The 16,770-nt window shown below is 68.1% G+C and carries 19 protein-coding genes; 15 read left to right on the top strand and 4 right to left on the bottom strand.

What is annotated here, in order from left to right:
* Nucleotides 1-39 precede the first annotated feature (39 nt).
* The gene (locus tag ABZS40_RS21510) at nt 40-894 is read left to right on the top strand and encodes a helix-turn-helix transcriptional regulator (RefSeq protein ID WP_354945074.1); all 855 of its coding nucleotides are present in this window, start codon (nt 40-42) and stop codon (nt 892-894) included.
* Nucleotides 895-920: 26 nt separating this feature from the next.
* Here ABZS40_RS21510 and ABZS40_RS21515 read toward each other — a convergent pair whose 3' ends face one another.
* The 3 genes from ABZS40_RS21515 to ABZS40_RS21525 all read right to left on the bottom strand — a co-directional run bounded on the left by ABZS40_RS21515 (nt 921) and on the right by ABZS40_RS21525 (nt 2,436).
* On the bottom strand, nt 921-1,604 hold the full coding sequence (locus tag ABZS40_RS21515; RefSeq protein ID WP_354945075.1) for a prepilin peptidase: 684 nt from the start codon (nt 1,602-1,604) through the stop codon (nt 921-923).
* A gap of 9 nt (nt 1,605-1,613) precedes the next feature.
* Complete coding sequence (locus ABZS40_RS21520; protein WP_354945077.1) at nt 1,614-1,922, bottom strand: winged helix-turn-helix transcriptional regulator; 309 nt, start codon at nt 1,920-1,922, stop codon at nt 1,614-1,616.
* A gap of 157 nt (nt 1,923-2,079) precedes the next feature.
* Nucleotides 2,080-2,436: a hypothetical protein gene (locus ABZS40_RS21525; RefSeq protein ID WP_354945078.1), complete on the bottom strand. Its 357-nt coding sequence runs from the start codon at nt 2,434-2,436 to the stop codon at nt 2,080-2,082.
* A gap of 366 nt (nt 2,437-2,802) precedes the next feature.
* Here ABZS40_RS21525 and ABZS40_RS21530 point away from each other — a divergent pair, with 366 nt between their 5' ends.
* The 14 genes from ABZS40_RS21530 (at nt 2,803) to ABZS40_RS21595 (ending at nt 14,702) form a co-directional block, all read left to right on the top strand.
* Nucleotides 2,803-3,309 carry a hypothetical protein gene (locus ABZS40_RS21530; RefSeq protein ID WP_354945079.1) on the top strand — a complete coding sequence of 169 codons (507 nt, stop codon included), beginning with the start codon at nt 2,803-2,805 and terminating at the stop codon, nt 3,307-3,309.
* Nucleotides 3,303-4,235, top strand: a complete 933-nt coding sequence (locus ABZS40_RS21535) for a hypothetical protein (RefSeq protein ID WP_354945080.1) — start codon at nt 3,303-3,305, stop codon at nt 4,233-4,235. The genes ABZS40_RS21530 and ABZS40_RS21535 overlap by 7 nt, the downstream gene beginning before the upstream one ends.
* 157 nt (nt 4,236-4,392) lie before the next feature.
* Nucleotides 4,393-4,998 carry an SAF domain-containing protein gene (locus tag ABZS40_RS21540; RefSeq protein WP_354945102.1) on the top strand — a complete coding sequence of 202 codons (606 nt, stop codon included), beginning with the start codon at nt 4,393-4,395 and terminating at the stop codon, nt 4,996-4,998.
* 1 nt (nt 4,999) lies between these two features.
* Complete coding sequence (locus ABZS40_RS21545; RefSeq protein ID WP_354945082.1) at nt 5,000-5,809, top strand: hypothetical protein; 810 nt, start codon at nt 5,000-5,002, stop codon at nt 5,807-5,809.
* Nucleotides 5,806-7,194 (top strand): ATPase, T2SS/T4P/T4SS family, encoded by a 1,389-nt coding sequence (locus ABZS40_RS21550; RefSeq protein ID WP_354945083.1) that lies wholly within the window; start codon nt 5,806-5,808, stop codon nt 7,192-7,194. The genes ABZS40_RS21545 and ABZS40_RS21550 overlap by 4 nt, the downstream gene beginning before the upstream one ends.
* A complete protein-coding gene (locus tag ABZS40_RS21555; RefSeq protein WP_354945084.1) occupies nt 7,185-8,099 on the top strand; it encodes a type II secretion system F family protein in 915 nt (304 codons plus the stop codon). The genes ABZS40_RS21550 and ABZS40_RS21555 overlap by 10 nt, the downstream gene beginning before the upstream one ends.
* Nucleotides 8,096-8,998 carry a type II secretion system F family protein gene (locus ABZS40_RS21560; RefSeq protein ID WP_354945086.1) on the top strand — a complete coding sequence of 301 codons (903 nt, stop codon included), beginning with the start codon at nt 8,096-8,098 and terminating at the stop codon, nt 8,996-8,998. Before ABZS40_RS21555 ends, ABZS40_RS21560 begins: the two co-directional genes overlap by 4 nt.
* Before the next feature lie 51 nt (nt 8,999-9,049).
* Nucleotides 9,050-9,241: a hypothetical protein gene (locus ABZS40_RS21565; RefSeq protein WP_354945087.1), complete on the top strand. Its 192-nt coding sequence runs from the start codon at nt 9,050-9,052 to the stop codon at nt 9,239-9,241.
* Between the two features lie 6 nt (nt 9,242-9,247).
* On the top strand, nt 9,248-9,730 hold the full coding sequence (locus tag ABZS40_RS21570) for a TadE family protein (RefSeq protein WP_354945089.1): 483 nt from the start codon (nt 9,248-9,250) through the stop codon (nt 9,728-9,730).
* Nucleotides 9,727-10,191, top strand: coding sequence for a TadE/TadG family type IV pilus assembly protein (locus tag ABZS40_RS21575; RefSeq protein ID WP_354945090.1), 465 nt, complete (start codon nt 9,727-9,729; stop codon nt 10,189-10,191). The genes ABZS40_RS21570 and ABZS40_RS21575 overlap by 4 nt, the downstream gene beginning before the upstream one ends.
* Nucleotides 10,188-10,643 carry a pilus assembly protein TadG-related protein gene (locus ABZS40_RS21580; RefSeq protein WP_354945091.1) on the top strand — a complete coding sequence of 152 codons (456 nt, stop codon included), beginning with the start codon at nt 10,188-10,190 and terminating at the stop codon, nt 10,641-10,643. The genes ABZS40_RS21575 and ABZS40_RS21580 overlap by 4 nt, the downstream gene beginning before the upstream one ends.
* Nucleotides 10,644-10,672: 29 nt before the next feature.
* Nucleotides 10,673-13,495, top strand: a complete 2,823-nt coding sequence (locus ABZS40_RS21585; RefSeq protein ID WP_354945092.1) for a BTAD domain-containing putative transcriptional regulator — start codon at nt 10,673-10,675, stop codon at nt 13,493-13,495.
* Complete coding sequence (locus ABZS40_RS21590) at nt 13,492-14,373, top strand: DUF2637 domain-containing protein (protein ID WP_354945093.1); 882 nt, start codon at nt 13,492-13,494, stop codon at nt 14,371-14,373. The genes ABZS40_RS21585 and ABZS40_RS21590 overlap by 4 nt, the downstream gene beginning before the upstream one ends.
* Nucleotides 14,374-14,534: 161 nt before the next feature.
* On the top strand, nt 14,535-14,702 hold the full coding sequence (locus ABZS40_RS21595) for a hypothetical protein (protein WP_354945094.1): 168 nt from the start codon (nt 14,535-14,537) through the stop codon (nt 14,700-14,702).
* 96 nt (nt 14,703-14,798) lie between these two features.
* Here ABZS40_RS21595 and ABZS40_RS21600 read toward each other — a convergent pair whose 3' ends face one another.
* Nucleotides 14,799-16,508, bottom strand: a complete 1,710-nt coding sequence (locus tag ABZS40_RS21600) for an AIPR family protein (protein ID WP_354945095.1) — start codon at nt 16,506-16,508, stop codon at nt 14,799-14,801.
* Nucleotides 16,509-16,770 lie beyond the last annotated feature (262 nt).

Consider the following 16,770-nt stretch of genomic DNA (forward strand, 5'->3'; position numbering starts at 1 on the left):
GGGCGAGGCATCCCCGGCATCGAAGAAAAGTTCCTGACAGTGGACTCGATTGAGGATTGGCTCCGACGGCCCGGTGGATTGGCCGGACATCTACGTGGGCTTCGTCGCAACGCCGGCCTCACGGGCGCCCAAATGGCGCGCCAGTTGGGCTGGGCACAATCCAAGGTCTCAAAAATCGAGACCGGCAAACAGATGCCCACCGACGATGACTTGGATGGCTGGCTAACTGTCTGCCATGCGTCTGACGTCACGAGCGCCACGATGAGGACGCTTCTCGCCGAGGCTCAGGGCCTGCACCAGGAATGGAAGCAGCAAGTCCGGCTCGGCCAGACCGCGATCCAGCAGAACTACGACCAACTGGTCAGCAGGGCGAAACTCGTTCGCAACGCGGAGATCATCTACATTCCAGGTTTACTACAGACACCTGGATACGCTCGAAGTCGAATCGAGGAAGGCGTGCGACTTCACGGTGCCGACCCCGGCGACGTGGATTCCGCAACAGCTCGCCGCATGTCTCGGCAACAGGCCCTCTATGACACGTCGAAAACTCTCGAGTTTGTGATTTCAGAAGCCGCGCTGCGACTTCTACTGTGCCCTCCGCTAGACATGCTTGCGCAGCTAGACAGGCTCATCCACCTAGCTGACCTGCAACATGTCACGCTGGGCATCCTGCCGTTCGGACGCCAACTCTCGATCGCACCTCAGAACTCGTTCCTTCTGCTTGGCCCTCAACTTGCCATAGTCGAGACCTTCATCGGCGAGTACATGTTTCATCACGAAGAAGCAGCAGCGTACTCGGCGGTGATGGATCACCTGCTCAGTGAATCCGTGATTGGGGTCGAAGCTCAAGAAGTCATTCGACGCGCAATGGCTGATCTCCGGTCCGTGATGTAGAGACGTTCGCGGAACAGCTGAGGAGATTAGACGGTCAGCACGAAGGCGTGCCATCCGAGCGCGACCGTTAAGAGCCATCCAACCATAAGGGATGGTCCCATTGGAGTGAGGGCATAGCCGGCACTCCAATGCTTTAGTGTGGTAGCAAAAACGCCGTGAAGGATCAGTCCGGTAAAGAGGCCGAGCCCCGCGGCTGACCAACTCAACCAGCCAAGGTTGAAGGTGATTGCTCCCGCGAACGCAACATCTCCCAGCCCTAGCTGACCTGGCAGGGACAGGGCGATAACGAGCATGCCGGTGACTGTGACGATGCCTGCGGCGGTCGCTCGCCCGAGGGGTCCGATTTCGCCGTTGGAGAGGGCCGCGACGGCGAAATACAAGCCAGACGAGGTCCACAGCGCCCCGGTGAGGCAATGGGGCAGTCTTCGGCAACGAACGTCGATGATTGCCAGCCCGACGCCGAGGACAGCGAAGATCGCATAGGAAACAAGGCCGACGGTCGGCGGCATCACGGCACCAACGATCGCGGCTGCAACCCCCGTGCAGACGGCGGTGGCGATGACGACCCTGGGACGTGCCGCGCCGCCAAGCCACCAACGTTCGGGTATCCGGACCGGTCCGGAGGCTTGCACGCCGTAGGCAACAGCCGCCAGCGGCACTCCAACGATGGCGCCTGAGATGCCGAGGCCGGCGGTCGCGAGGCTGTTCACCTGGCCCGGCTACTGGTCGCCGCTGACGCGGTGCTGCCGTTCCCACCGTCTGATCTCGGTAAGGAGATCGACAAGTTCTTGGCCTCCGGCGGTGAGCCTGTAGTCCGCGCCGTGGTACTGGTGCTCGACGAGTTGTTGGGCACTGAGGTAGTTCAGGGTGTCGGTCAGCGTGCGTGAGTGCACGGGCTCGTCCTTGACTCGCGACACCACGTGTTGAAGCGTGGTGTAGCGAAGTGGCCCGTCGTGGAGAGCTGTCAGGATCGCCACGGAGAGCTTCCGCTTGGCCAGAAGGTTCAGAAGCTCCTGTACTTCCTCCATCAGCGCTACTCACCTCCCCCCGAATCCGAGAGCGCTGCACGAAGGGCACAGTCTATGCAGGTAGGGCCACCCTCAGCGAGAGATCTAGCCAGGGTTGGCAGCATCTACGATGGAGCACATACTCCCGAATGGTGCTCTCGGTAGCAATCGTCGCGATTCAGGCGTCCTCTGTATGCGCGTTTTTGAGGGAGATGCCCGCGGCCGGTGCCGATGAGGTGCGCGAGGCCATCCAGAGATGCAAGCGCAACAGGTGGCCCATGATCGCTTGCCCCTTCGCGGTCAGGCTGAAGGGGGTTTCGGCGCGGGGTTCGCTGTCCAACGTGCCGCCGTGAAGGCTGACCACGAAGCCGTGAGCGGCCATCGCTCGCAGGATCGCGGTTGGATAAGGGGTCTCGCTAGCGATCTGCGCGAAGGTTGCCGTGCCGCCCGTGGCATCCATGGTGGACAGCACCTCATACGTGCTCTGACGCCCCAAGAGGGCGAGCGTCTGCTCCGTGCGTTCGTGGCCGCCCATCTCGGTCCGCCCTTCTCGCGACCACAATTTCTCGGAGCGTAGCCGCTATCGGAGCTAGCGGATCTGTCGGGTGCGCGACATTGAACGAGGCATTTGCACTTGTATGTGAGTCGCAGTTGTCCCGAGGAACGTACTCCGCAGCGCGTGAGTTCGGGCCGACTTCACGCGCGTGCTCGCAGGTACGCACGTGGACATCACCATGGGGTGAAGGTGTACACACGAGTGGTGACCTTGACGCAGTCGGTGAGCCATCGTCCGCGTCTAGCCTCGCAAAGCCTGTGGCCAAACATGGGCTGTCCGCCAAGTTCGGGGAGGTAGTGGCAGGTGTTAACCCGTCAGCTCATGGCTTGTCTCGTCAGTGGGTCGGTGCTGCTCAGCACCGCTTGCAGCTCTGGTGAGCCCGACAGGTCATCGCCGACGACGCAGCCGATTGCCCCGGCGACCACCATGAGCCTCGGACCGAGCGCTGTGGCCGAGAAGGAAGCGCTCACCGCGTATCGGGGCATGTGGGACGCGTTCGTTGAGGCGGCCAAGGTGTCGGACCCTGATGCTCCCGACGTGCGCCGCTACGCCTCGGATCAGGCGTTGAGGCTGATCGTCAGTTCGCTCTACACGAACCGTGAACAGAAGAAGGTCACCAAGGGTTCCCTGGCTCTCAGCCCCAAGGTCACTCAGGTCAAGCCGGAGCAGGCTCCGACGGAGGCAGTGGTGCTCGACTGCGTCGATTCGACTCAGTGGCTTGAGTACAAGGTCTCGGGCGGGCTCTGGGACGACAAGCCTGGCGGCAAGCACCGCACCACGGCGACGGTCAAGGTCTCCGGTGGCTCGTGGAAAGTCAGTTCGTTCATCTTGGAGGAGTCGGGGACATGCTAGGCCGGCGTACTTCTGAGTCAGCTTCACGCTGGCCACAGATCCTCAGCCTGATCGTGGTCTGTTGGCTGCTCGGCGGGGTGCTGCTGCCGGTGCCAGCGTCTGCTGATGATGGGACGGGAGGTGTGCAGTGCAGCAAGGACGATCCTCGTCCGGCGTGTGACGTGAACGCCGGGATTCCGGGTCAGCCGGGTAAGCCGGGCGGTGGTGATGGTGGGGGCAACGGCGGAGACGGCAAGTGCCGCAACCCGGCGGGTCAGAAGATCCCATGCGTGCGGGATGGGGCCTACGCGGGGGCGGACGGTTGCTACTACGCGCCGGCTGATCCGTCGCCTTCGACGATCGCTGCCCTCGGGGGTGAGCCGGCGGGTGAGGGCGGCTGGTACATGCGGACCTGCTACGGCCCCCCTGCCTCGTTCGGTGGTGTGGTGTGGATTGCGGGTGCTGCGCCGGTGGTGTCTCCGGCGGTGTTGGCCCGGCAGGCGCGGGCGCGCCTGGACCTGCCGAGTGTCGTGGTTCGGATGAACCCGCCGGGTGATCAGCTCGTGAACCTGCCGGTGTGGCTGGCGCTCGATCGGCAGTCGTGGCGGTCGGTGTCGGCGACGGCCTCGGTTCCTGGGGTCAGCGTGACGGCGACGGCGCGCCCGGTGCAGGTGAGCTGGTCGATGGGCGACGGGATGACGGTGACGTGTGCCGGCCCGGGAACGGTTTGGACGTCAGGAACGGATCCGGTGAAGGCATCGCCTGACTGCGGCCACGTCTATCGGCGGTCGTCGGCGGGAGCACCGGGAGGCAGCTACGGGGTGACGGTCACGGTCACGTGGGAGGTGACCTGGGCTGGAGCCGGGCAGTCCGGCACGGTGCCAGGGCTGACCACGACCGGGCAGGTGCAGACCCGGGTCCAGGAGTCCCAGACGGTCACCAACTAAGGGCAAGCAGACAGCTTCGCTGAGGCGCCGCTTTCGAGGAGGACAAGCTATGGCGCTGGATTCCGTGCGCCCAAAATCGGGCCTGGAAGATCGTTCGATGCCTGCCGTTTCACGTGCGGGGCGGGGGCCGTGGCGGGCGGCTCGGCGGCGTCGCCGGATGCCGTTCGTGGCGCTCGGTGGGCTGCTGGTCATTGTGTGCGTGCTGGCGTACGCGTACGGGGCGGCGCAGCTCGGGGACCGGGTGCAGGTGCTCGCGGTGGCGCGGTCGGTGGCGGTCGGGCAGGCGATCACGGCGGTGGACTTGAAGCAGGTGTCGGCGGCTCGCGATGCGGGGGTGCGGCTGGTGCCGGCGGCGCAGGCGTCGGAGGTGGTGGGTCGCACGGCGGTGGTGCCGTTGGTGGCCGGCACTCTGCTGACGCCGGAGCTGCTCGGGGATGCCGCGTTTCCGCCGGGCGGTCAGGTGACGGCTTCGGTGGCGTTGAAGCCGGGCCAGTACCCGCAAGGGCTCGCGGCCGGGGCGCGGGTGACGGTGTACGTCACCTCCAAGGCTGAGGATGGCGGGCCGGCTCCGGCGGCCAGCTCGGCGGCGGGCGGGTCCACGCCGGCCCGACTGTCAGCGGTGGTGCTGGGGGTCGACCTCGCCGGTGACGGCCAGGGCGCGACCGTGGTCACGCTGCTGCTGCCCGCATCTGATGGTCCGCTGTTGGCGGCGGCTCCGTCCGGTGGTGTGGTGCTGATGCAGACCGCGCCGCAGGGGAGCTGACATGCCTCTGGTGGCGGTGACCTACGTGAAGGGTCGTCCGGGTGCGACGACGACGGCGCTCGGTCTGGCCGCGGTCGCGCCGGAGTGGGCGCGGCCGGTGGTCATCGAGTGCGATCCGGCGGGCGGGGATTTGGTGCGCCGGCACGAGTTGGCGGCGGTGCCGAGTGTGGTGGACCTGGCCGCCGCCGCGCGGGGCACGGCGGACCCGCGTGAGGTGTTCGCGGCGGTGACGCAGCCGGTGACGGTGCGGGAGGTGACGGTGCCGGTGGTGGCCGCCCCGGCGGGTGGGGCGCAGACGCGGGCCGCGTTGCCGGAGCTGACCGGCGGTGGACGGGCGGTGCTGACCGCCCCGGATCGGGTGGTGGTGGCCGACTGCGGCCGGTTGGGGCCGGGGTCGCCGGTGTGGCCGCTGTTGCGCCTGGCTGATGTGGTGCTGGTGCTGGCGCGGGCGACCGCCGCCGACGTGGCTCATCTGCGGGAGCACCTGGGCGACCTGGTGGACGCGGGCGCGGGCCGGCTGGTGGTGCTGCTCGGCGCGGGCGGCGTGTACCCAGCGGCCGAGGTGGCGGATGTTCTGTCGGCTCACGTCGAGCAGGAGCTGGCGCGTGACCGGCATGTGGTCGATGTGCTCGGTCCGCTGCCCGACGACCCGCGTGCGGCGGCGGTCCTCGGCGGGGACCTCATTCCCGGGCGGTGGTGGAGACGGCTTCCTCTGATGACCGCCTACGCCCAACTGTGGGACGACCTCATGCCGTACCTGCCCGCCGTAACTCCGCGACTAGCTGATGAAGACGTGGAGGAGGCATCATGACCCGCCCCGTGCTGCAAGATTCGGCTCTCCGGGAGGCCAGCGAGACCCCTGTGGTGCGGCGTGTTCGTCGGGACGTCGCCGAGCGGCTGACCCGCGCCACCCGAGCGCACGAGACGGCCACGGGCACGCCGATGTCCGCCGACGAGCGAGCCGGCACGACCCGTCGACTCGTCACCGAGGCGCTGGATGCGTACGCGACGGCGGAGATGAACGCCGGGCGCCCGCCGCTGCGCCCGGACGTCGAGTCGCGGGTGGGTCGGGCGGTGGCGGACATGCTGCTCGGCGCGGGCGGGCTGCAGCCGTTGCTCAACGACGATCGGATCGAGGAGGTCCACGCCAACGGTTGTGACCAGGTGTTCGTCCGCTACGCCGACGGCAACCGCGTTCAGGTCGCGCCGATCGCTGACACCGACAGCGAGATGGTGGAGTTGATTCGCCGTCTGGCCGCTGACGCCGGCCGCGCCGAGACCGGCGGTGAAGGTGCCGAAGAGCGCCGCTGGGATCGCGCCGCACCGATTCTCAACCTGCAGCTCGCCGACGGGTCCCGGCTGCACGCGATCATGTCGGTCACGAGGCGTCCGGCGCTGTCGATCCGCCGGCACGGCTACGTGAAGGTCACCCTGGCCGACCTGGAACAGCTCGGCACCGTCAACCCCGTGCTGCGGGAGTTGTTGGCCGCCGCGGTGCGGGCGAGGTTGAACATCCTCATCGCCGGAGGCGTCGGTGCGGGCAAGACGACCCTCCTGCGCGGCCTCGCCTCCGCGATCCCTTCCCACGAGCGGATCGTGACGATCGAGGACACCTACGAACTGGCCCTCGACGTGGACAAGGCGATGCACCCGGACGTGGTGCCGTTGCAGTCGCGGGAGGCCAACGTCGAGGGTGAAGGCGCGATCGACATGAGCATGCTGTTCCGCTCCGGTCTGCGGATGTCACCGGACCGCGTCATTGTCGGGGAGATCCGGGGACACGAGGTGATCCCGATGCTCAACGCGATGTCGCAGGGCAACGACGGGTCGTTGGGCACCATCCACGCCTCCTCCTCTGGTGGGGCGCTGAAGAAGCTGATGCTCTACGCCGCACAGGCACCGGAACGCCTGGAACCGGCCACCACGAACCTCCTCGTTGCCGAGTCGGTGCACCTGGTCGTGCACATGGGATTCACCGCTGATGGCCGGGGCCGGGTGCTGACGTCAGTGCGGGAGGTGGTCGACGCGGACGGCCTGGCCGTGTCCAGCAACGAGATCTTCCGCCCCGGCCAGGCTGGTCGGGCGGTCCCGCACGCGCCCGTGTCGACCGGGCTGCTGTCGGCGTTGGCTCGGTTCGGGTTCGACCCGGGGTTACTCGACGACGCCCGCACCGCCCCGGGTGGGGGGTGGGCGTGATGGTGTTGACGGTGCCCCTTGCCGCCCTGCTGGGGGCCGGAACCGCGTTCGGGCTGCTACTACTGGCCGTTGGCCTGACGCGGCGGGATGCCGGGCCCGCCGACCTCGACGCGACCCTCGATACGGAGTCGCGGCTGTCGAGGCTCGCCTCGGCCCGTGGGCCGGTCGACCGGCGTCGGGTAGCCCTGTGCCTGGCAATCGGTGTGGTCGTCGCCGTGGTGACGCGCTGGCCGGTCGCGGCGGCCCTTGCAGGGGCCGGGGCCTGGGTGCTGCCGGCCATCATCGGCCCGGACCGCGATCACGCCCGCCGGGTGGCCCGGATCGAGGCCATCGCCACCTGGACCGAGGCACTGCGAGACAACCTGTCCGCCGCCGCCGGGTTGGAGCAGGCGATCACCGCCAGTGCGATCGAGTCCCCGGAACCGATCCGCGAGGAGGTGACCCGGCTCGCGACGCGCCTGCAACGCAGTTGGCGGCTCCCGGACGCGCTGCGCGCGTTCGCCGATGAGCTGGCCGACCCGACTGCCGACCTCGTGGTCGCTGGCTTGGTGATGGCCGCGCGGGGCAGCGGCGGGCAGCTCGGCGACGTGCTGGGTGAGCTGGCGGCGTCGGCGCGGGCGAAGGTCGCCTCCCGGCAGCGCGTTGCCGCCGCCCGCAACCGCAACCGCACCTCCGCGCGGGTCATCGTCGGTGCCACCCTGGCCATGGCCGGCTTCCTGATCGTGCTCAACCGGGGCTACCTCGCCCCGTTCGACACAGCGGCCGGTCAACTGGTCCTCCTGGCCGCTGGCGGCTGCTTCGCCGCTTCGTTCGCCTGGCTTGGTCGGCTGATGCGCGACCGCGACACCGCCCGAATCTTGGCGGGGGTCGCCGCGCCGGCCGAGTCCGAGGCGGTGCCGACATGACCGGGGGGCTGGTGCTGCTGGCGGGGCTCGGCACCGGCCTGGGCCTGTGGCTGATCGTCGTGGGCTGGTTCCCCCGCCCACCCCGCCTGGACGCGGCCCTCGACGCCCCGCACCGGCGCGACCCCACCGCCGACCTCACCGCCGAGGGCCGCCCGCAGGGATGGACGGGACGGTGGGGCCGCCCGGCCGTTCGAGGGCTGCGCCGCGCCGGTCTGCCTCTGGCGAGCACCCGCCGGGACCTCGCCACCGTCGACAAGCCCGTCGACGTGCACCTCGCCGAGCAGGCGACCGCCACGGTGGTCGGGCTGCTGCTGCCGCCCGTCGCCGCGACGCTGCTCGCCGTCGCCGGAGTAGGCGTCGGCGCGGTCATGCCCGCCGCCCTGTCTCTGCTACTTGGGGCGGCCGGGTTCCTCGCCCCGGAACTGTCGGTGCGCTCGGAGGCCGTCAAGCACAGGGCCGCGTTCCGCGACGCCCTGTCCTCGTTCCTGGACCTGGTGGTGATCAGCCTCGCCTCCGGGGCCGGCGTAGACCAGGCCCTCGACGACGCCGCCAAAGTCGGGTCCGGCCCCGCCTACACCGAACTGCGCTACGCGCTGACCGAGGCGCGGCTGGCCCGGGTGCCACCGTGGGACATCCTCGCCGCCCTCGGCCGCCGCGTCGCCATCGCCGAACTGCCACAACTCGCCGCCACCGTCGGCCTGGCCGGCACCGAAGGCGCGAAGGTCCGCGCGTCCCTGCGCTCCCGCGCCATCGCGCTGCGCGCCCGGCAACTCACCGACGCCGAAGGCGAGGCCAACGCCGCCACCGAACGCATGGCGCTGCCCGTCGTCGCCCTGTTCGCCGGGTTCCTGATCTTCCTCGGCTACCCGGCTCTCTCTGCCGTACTAGGCGGCCTGTAGACGCGAGCCCGGCGAACCCGAGGCTCCGAAACCGCATTGGAGGAACATCCCATGTCCGCTCTCATCACCTATTTCGCCGCCGAGCTGCGGCACCGCTGGCGGGTCGTGCGCGACACCAAGGACGGCGGCTACTCCACCGAGGCCGTCCTCGTCACCGCCCTGCTGGTCACCCTGGCGATCGTGGTCATCGGTGTCATCGCGGTCAAGGTCGCAGGCAAGGCCAACAGCATCAACCTCGGCTGAAGCCCCATGCCGACGACCCTCCGAGAACGCCGCGCCGAGCGTCCGCCCTCCCCAGCGCTCGGTGCGGCCCGGCGGCTACGTGCCCGCTGGCGGCGCGTCGCCGCGCGTTCCGACGCGGGAGCCGCGACCGCCGAGCTGGCCATCGCGATGCCGCTGCTGTTGCTCATCGTCATGTTCGTCATCCAGGCCGGAGTGTTCATGCACGCCACCCACGTAGCCCAGAGCGCCGCGACGCGCGCGGCCAACGCCGCCGCCGGCTACCAATCCAGTGCCACCACCGGCCGTAACGCGGGCGAGCAGACCCTCGCCGCGATCGGCGACGGCGTCCTCAAGAACCCGTCGGTGTCGGTCACGCGCACCGCCACCGAGGTTCGGACCGAGATCGTTGGAGAGGCGGCCACCGTCGTCCCGGGCGTGCGATGGACGGTACGGGCCACAGTGGTTCGACCCACCGAGCGTTTTGTCCCCGACAGCGAGGCCGCGCCGTGACCGGGGCGCGAGCACGGGCCGGATTGACCCGTCGACTGCGGCAGGTCACCGCGCACGGTGACCGGGGTTCAAGTACCGCCGAGGCGGCACTCGTGACGCCGCTGCTGGTGGCGCTGATGCTGTTCGTGGTGCTGTGCGGCCGGCTGGTCTCCGCGCAGATGGACCTCGACGCCGCCGCCAGCGCCGCGGCCCGAGCCGCCTCCCTAGCGCGCACCGACGCCGCCGCCCGCGCCGCCGCCGACCGTACCGCCCGGGAGACCCTCGCCGCCCGCTCCGTCACCTGCCAACAGATCACGGTCAGTGTGATCACCGGAGGGCTGCGTCCCGGCGGCGCGGTCACCGTGACCCTGGCCTGCGCTGTTCCTTTGTCTGACCTCGCGCTGCTGGCCGTGCCCGGATTTCGCGTCGTACGAGCCAGCTCAACCTCCCCGATCGACGTTTTCCGAGGCGGCCCCTCATGAGGCGACCCAAAGCCGGCCGCTGGCGGCGGCTCCGCGAGCGCACCGGAGACGACGCCGGCCAGGTGACACCGTTCGCCGTGCTCATGACCATCGCGCTACTCGCCGTCGCCGGGCTGGTCCTCGACGCCGGCATGGCCCTCACGGAGAAGACCCGCGCCCTCGACATCGCCCAGGCGGCGGCCAGGGCCGGCGCACAGGAACTCGACCTGTACCAGTACCGCACCACCAACGTCGCCGAACTCGACCCGGCCCGCGCCGCGTCGGCCGCTCGGGCCTGGCTCGCCTCGGCCGGCGCCAACGGCGAGGCCACCGCGACCACGACCACGGTCACCGTGACGGTGCGGCGCACCAGCCGCACCCAGCTCCTGCAACTCGTCGGCGTGCGGCAGCTCGACGTATCCGCCTCCGCGAGCGCCACCGCCGTGCAGGGCGTCACCGGCCCCAACACCTGACCCCACCCACCCGAGAGGAGACGACCAGCATGTTCCGAGCCGTCGCCGTCATCGCCCGGACCGTGCGCGCCCTGCTCGCGCTCGCCGTGCTGGCCGGCTTCACCGCCGGGGTGCCATGGCTGCTGATCGTCGCCGCCGGCTGGCCCCTCGACTGGATCGGCTGGCCGAGCGTCGGGGAGGTGCCGAGCCTGGCCGGCCTGTCCGCCGCGATCACGAGCCAATGGTCAGACCACATGGTCCTCGCGCTACTCGCCACGATCGGCTGGGTCCTGTGGGCGCAGTTCCTGCGCGACACCACCATCGAAATCATCGACGCGTCCGCCGCCGCCTCTGCCACCCGACGTGGCCTACCCCGCCGACCGGCGCGGCGACACGGCCCGATCCGCTGGACTGCCGCCGTCCTCGTCGGCGCGATTGCCGGAGCCATCGTGCTCGACGCCGCACCCATCGTCACCGGCGCACCGGGCACGCCCGCCGCCGACGCCGCCGCCCGCCGTCCCGCCGTCACCGCCGCTCCCGGACAGCTGCACAACCCGCCAACCAACCACCACGAGCCAACGACCACATTGACCCTCGGCGCACAGGCCGCCGCTCCGGCCGCCACCAGCACCGCCCTCCCATTGACCGCCCCGAGGGCCGGTGCCGCCGTCCCCGAGTGGGCGCGCGACGCCTCGGGCGGTACACACCGCGTCGTCGCTGGGGACACCTTGTGGGACCTCGCCGACGCGCACCTCGACAACCCGAACCGCTGGCGGGAGATCTACAAACTCAACCGGGGACACGAACAGGCCAACGGCTACGCCCTCACCGACCCTGCTGAAATCCACGTCGGATGGGTCCTCGCCCTGCCCGCCCGCCAGGCCACAGCACCACCCACCCCACCCGGCCCCGCCTCCGGCAGCCCCGGTGCCGCCACACCCAAGCCCACCGAGACCGTCCCACCCTCCGCACCACCGGCCAACACCACCCCCGCCCCCAGCACCCCGGCACCAACCACGCCAGACGCCGCCGAGCCGAGCGCTGACAGCGGCTCGGCGGACACCACGGCGCCCACGTCTGAGACCGAACCGGAGTATGACCAGCAGCAGGACGAGGCCGGCGTCGCACTGCCGGCGCAGGGCTGGATCACCCTCGGCCTGGCCGTCGCCATCGCCGCCCTGGCCACCCTGCTACGCCTGCAACGGCGACGCCGCGCCCGACTGACGTTCCCTGCACCGGCCACCGCCGCGCCGCTATCCGCCCCGATCCCGCCGTCTCTGGCCCGGGTCGACGCCATCGGCGGTCGCCACCTCGACACCGCCGAGCACCGGCCCTCCAGGCCGAGCGTGCCGGCCCCGGTCGGCGTTGACCCCGACGCCGCCGAGGTGAGCCTGTTCCACCTCCCCGGCAATGGCCTCGCCGTGCACGGCGACGGAGCCATCCCGGCGGCCCGCGCCATCCTCGCCGCTGCCCTGACCACCGGCGCGGTCAAGGCCGCCGCAGCCCGCCCCGTAGTGGTCACGACCGCCGAGCTACTCGCGCGGCTCCTGCCCGAGAGCGCCCCAACGGTGGGCTTGGACCCCGACGGCACCGCCTACGACGGAGAACGGCTGATCGTCCTCGCCGACACCGCCGCCGCCGTCACCCACGCCGAAGAGGAGATGATTGGCCGCCGACGACTGTTGGACACCTTCGACGCCGCCTCCATTACCGACCTCAACGCCCGCACGGACCACGCCGAGACCCAACCGCCATACGTGCTACTCATCGACGCCACCAGCCGGCACGCCGCGCGGGTCCAGGCCGTCGCCACTCACCGCACAGTCCTGGACCTGCACCCGGTTCTTCTCGGCCAGCACGACGGCATGCCCACTGTCGAGATCACCGGCGAGGGCACCGTCACGGGCGGCAACCCGCACCCGGTGGCCCGGTGGTCCACCCTCGGCGTGAACGACTTGGCCGCCGTGCTCGCCATGCTCACCGAAGCCCTGGCCCGACCCGAGGCCGGCACCGACGTCGACGACCCGCCCGCCGAGACTCCGCCGACCGCGGTTCCCACCGAGGCCACCGAGCCGGTCCCGATGCAGCCCGATGATGCGCCGACCCTGGTCCGGCTCCGGGTACTCGGCCCGGTCACCGTCGCCACCGACGCCGGCCCCATCGCCACCGGCATGCGCAGCGGCTCCTACACCGTCCTCGCCGTCCTCGCCGCCCACCCCACCGGTCGCACCCTCGACCAACTCGCCGCCGACCTGCACCCAGACGTCGACCCGATCGCCGCCGTCAAACGCGTCCGCACCGACATCGGCACCGCCCGGCGAGTCCTGCGCACCGCGACCGGCCACGACGAGCCGATGTTCATCGTCTACGACCCCGCCACCGGCCGATACCAACTCGACCCCGAGATCGTCACCGTGGACCTGTGGCAGATGCTCACCGCCATCCACAGCGCCACAACCACCGACAACGAGGCCGACACCCTGGCCACCCTGCGCCGAGCGACAGAGTTGTACGCGGGTGACTTCGCCGAAGGCCACGACCACACCTGGGCCACCGACTACGCCACCAGCTACCGCCACCACATCCTCACCGCCTACGCCCGCATCGCCGAGATCCTCGAAACCGACCACCCCGACCAGGCGATAGCCGCCCTCGAACGCGCTGCGGACCTCGACCCGTTCAACGAGGAGCTGTACCAGCGGATCATGCGCATCCACGGCCGACAGCAACGGCCCGACGCAGTGCGGCGCACCCTACGCCGATTGGAAGAACGCCTCGCCGACCTCGGCGACGCCGAACCGTCTCAGGCCACCCGCCGCATCGCCGAACGCCAACTCCACCCCGCCGCCCCGGCCAGCGGAGCACGACCATGACCGAAACACAGCTCCGGCGGATGCAGTGGGCGGTGCGGGCGACGCTGGCCCTCGGCGTGGCCGCCTCCGTCACCGCCAACATCCTGCACGCGCAAGCCAACCCCATCTCCCAAGCCATCGCGGCATGGCCTCCTCTGGCCCTGCTGATCACCGTCGAGCTGGTCACACGTGTACCCGTGCATCGGCGGGCACTCGGCGTTATCCGGGTTGTCGCTGCCTCGGCCATCGCCGCCATCGCCGCCTGGATCAGTTACCACCACATGACCGGTGTCGTCGCCCGCTACGGCGAGACCGGCACCGTGCCCTATCTCCTACCTCTGTCGGTGGACGGGCTGATCATCGTCGCCTCGGTATCCCTCGTGGAACTCGCCGCCCGCCGCCGAGAACTCGAACGTCAACCACCCTCGGAACCGACCGAGGCAGCGCTCCCGCCACACACGATCGCCCATCCGGCACCGGCACTGACAGAGGCATCGCTAAGCACCAGAGGCACCGTGCCGGCCGTTCCAAGTCCCCTGCCCGTAGGCCCCACCGTCGAGATCGATGCCGGTACGTCATACCCCGACGAGAATCCCGACGACTCCCGGTCCGACGACAGCGAGGGCGACCATGACTGCGACACCGATCCGCACAATGAGGAAGACCTCGATGATGCTGACCGAGACCTCGCTCCAGACTTGGTGCCGCTGCTGCCCGCTGCCCGCGCCGCCCGCGCCGAACTGACCCGCGAAGGCCACACCGTCAGCCGCGACGCCCTCGCCCGGCGGCTACGCCGCAACGGCCACTCCATTCGCAACAGCGGTGTCTCTGCACTCCTTGCCGCGCTTCGCCGCGAGGAGCGGTGGGTCAACGGCTCCCGACCCACCACCTCGGTCTAACGTCCCGCGCCGGCTCATCGGGCACAGACCTTCACGCGGAGTCGTCGGTCCCTGCCCAAGTCGGGGCCACCGGCAGGCTTGATCGCTCGACCGGGGTCGGCGTGAATGGATCCGAATGTCCGACCGGGCATCATGCGGAACACCGCTAGGAGGAACCAACCATGAGCGATCAGCCGACTACGTCCCGCACGATCGAGATTGATGCCGACGTGTACGACCTGCTGGAGCGCACTGCCGCCAGCCGAGACACCGACATCAACGGCGTGCTGCGGTATCTCATCGAGGTGCCGAAGCCTCGGACCGCTGAGGGCAACGACGACGAGGACTGAGACGGCTCACGGCAGATGCTGTCCGGTCTCTGGTTAGCAGAGGCAGGCGGCATCTGCCGACGCTCCGGCCATCAACTAACTTGCTCGCTTCGCGGCTCAGGCCCGGCGCAGCCGGCTAATCAACTCTTGAGTGAAGGGCGGGCGTTTCAGCCGGTCTGCGGTGGGAAGCGACCCGCCCGCTATGTCTACAATTTGCTGCGCCGTCCTTCGGAAGGCGGTCACGTAATCGGCCTGACGCAGCGAGTCGACCATCTCTTGACTTCTTTGGTCAATAGCTCGCTCATTCAATCGCGCGGACCGTCCCTTTAGGACCTCATACTTGTACGCCATCAAGATATGATAGCGAATGGGCTTGTATTCAGCTTCCAGGTTCGTGCGAAAAGCCGTCTCGAGTCGATAGGCGGCGAAAGCGGAGGCAACGTACGGCGCAAGGCGGTGATCTTCATCGAAGATCGAATCCCCAACCTCTGCGTAGAGACGTTGTGGGTATCGAGCTGCGAGATGGGGCAGGTCAAGAAACGCGGCGGCAACGGCGCGCATTTGCTCACTGATAGTGACAACGCGCGTACGAGTGACGTCGTGGTAGTAAAACTGACCGGCGCGCCGCTCATAAGTTAGACCAGTCCCCAACTGGTCTTGCAAGTAGAAGTCTTCGAGGCGTTTCTGAAACTTCGTAAGCGCAACCAAATCGCTGTCATTGACGGCGGTTTGTGAATTCGTTGCTCGAATGATTCGGGCCGCCACGTCTTCATCGTCCGTCACCACAAGCCGTATGGGCACGTAGACCGAATCAGCAGCATCGCCGATCAACTCTTGGGCAGAGTAGATGCAATGGCTAGTCTGGCAACCATTTACGACTTGGTAGCCAGTTAGCGAATAGGCGTCGCCCGGCTTGGGAGTATACGAGCGCGCCACCACGGTCACGCCATTGTTGAGCACGGGAAGCAGCGCGCGCTGGGGGGATCCAAGCGTCTCGATGATTTGCTGATTTACATCATTTTCCTCCCCCTTGAAGCCTCTTACATTGTCGTAGAAGACGCGCTCATTGAGCGTCCCGTCCTCGCTCTGAATGAGCTTGAGAAGCTCCCGGATCGAAACGACACCGAGGATGGCTTGGTTGATTCCGGGCATGGGTGGCAGGGTTACAGATTTAGTAAGTACGATGTCCGTCTGGCTGGCTTGATTCTTCTTTCTCGACGCTTCGTAGATTCGTGTTGCACCAAGGAGATCGAAGGCCAGTTCGCCAACATAGCTAAGTGCCTGAACCTCTTTATAGACGGTTGCGGCCCGGTCGAGCACGTTGCTGTCCGTTAACGCCGCATCATTTGCGGTGCTCACGAACGATAGATTTACACGGGGCCGTCCCTCCAATTTCGCAGCATAGTCATCGAAGATGGCAAACAGGGCATCAGAAACCGCTGCCAGCTTTGGATGCTGAGAGGGGACTTGGTTGGAAAGAACTTTCTTAACGGCATCGCCGAAGTTCAGAATTTCGGCGCTACTGACATTTGTCGACGCCTTAACCTGAATAAGAGTAAGCACAACTCTAAGGCTGCTCTTGTTCGCACAAACGGTTGCTACATCGCTTCGCTGCGTGACAAGCTCACCGTTTACCTCAAGGAACGCAAGGTCGATGCCTATAGTGCTCGGGTCCAGCAAGAGATCGGTCATGCCTACTTGATCCAAGACATCGTCACGGATCAGCAACGTCGCAATGAACAACTCGAAAGCATCCGACTCAGACATGGCGAGGAGTTCGTGAGTACTTCGGAATTCTTTGAAAAGACCTTTAATGAGCGGTTCCACAGCACTCCAATCGCCCCATCCCACGCAAGTCCCTGAGCCTACAGGCTGTGTCCGCTACGGTCACGGCTCAGTAGCTCAACCCCGGCCCGCGAGTCCTTCATCAGCTGCGACGAAGCTCAGCTCCGCTGAGGTCTGTCTTGATAAGAGAATCCGGTCGCCCGATCTAACCTCGGCCCTTCGTTAAGGGCTGCGCGGCGGCGGTCGCGGGGACGCGAAAGTGCCTTCTGTTCTGGAACGATGTGACTTGTCGAGGGTCTCATCC

This window comes from Micromonospora sp. NPDC005324 (assembly GCF_040607155.1).
GTDB lineage: Bacteria > Actinomycetota > Actinomycetes > Mycobacteriales > Micromonosporaceae > Micromonospora > Micromonospora trifolii.

Bases quoted from the DNA above. Each gene is read 5' to 3' on its own strand.
- ABZS40_RS21545 (WP_354945082.1), top strand. From the start codon at position 5,000: ATGCCTCTGGTGGCGGTGACCTACGTGAAGGGTCGTCCGGGTGCGACG.
- ABZS40_RS21550 (WP_354945083.1), top strand. From the start codon at position 5,806: ATGACCCGCCCCGTGCTGCAAGATTCGGCTCTCCGGGAGGCCAGCGAG.
- ABZS40_RS21580 (WP_354945091.1), top strand. From the start codon at position 10,188: ATGAGGCGACCCAAAGCCGGCCGCTGGCGGCGGCTCCGCGAGCGCACC.
- ABZS40_RS21535 (WP_354945080.1), top strand. From the start codon at position 3,303: ATGCTAGGCCGGCGTACTTCTGAGTCAGCTTCACGCTGGCCACAGATC.
- ABZS40_RS21540 (WP_354945102.1), top strand. From the start codon at position 4,393: ATGCCGTTCGTGGCGCTCGGTGGGCTGCTGGTCATTGTGTGCGTGCTG.
- ABZS40_RS21590 (WP_354945093.1), top strand. From the start codon at position 13,492: ATGACCGAAACACAGCTCCGGCGGATGCAGTGGGCGGTGCGGGCGACG.
- ABZS40_RS21585 (WP_354945092.1), top strand. From the start codon at position 10,673: ATGTTCCGAGCCGTCGCCGTCATCGCCCGGACCGTGCGCGCCCTGCTC.
- ABZS40_RS21525 (WP_354945078.1), bottom strand. From the start codon at position 2,436: ATGGGCGGCCACGAACGCACGGAGCAGACGCTCGCCCTCTTGGGGCGT.
- ABZS40_RS21570 (WP_354945089.1), top strand. From the start codon at position 9,248: ATGCCGACGACCCTCCGAGAACGCCGCGCCGAGCGTCCGCCCTCCCCA.
- ABZS40_RS21565 (WP_354945087.1), top strand. From the start codon at position 9,050: ATGTCCGCTCTCATCACCTATTTCGCCGCCGAGCTGCGGCACCGCTGG.
- ABZS40_RS21560 (WP_354945086.1), top strand. From the start codon at position 8,096: ATGACCGGGGGGCTGGTGCTGCTGGCGGGGCTCGGCACCGGCCTGGGC.
- ABZS40_RS21595 (WP_354945094.1), top strand. From the start codon at position 14,535: ATGAGCGATCAGCCGACTACGTCCCGCACGATCGAGATTGATGCCGAC.
- ABZS40_RS21520 (WP_354945077.1), bottom strand. From the start codon at position 1,922: ATGGAGGAAGTACAGGAGCTTCTGAACCTTCTGGCCAAGCGGAAGCTC.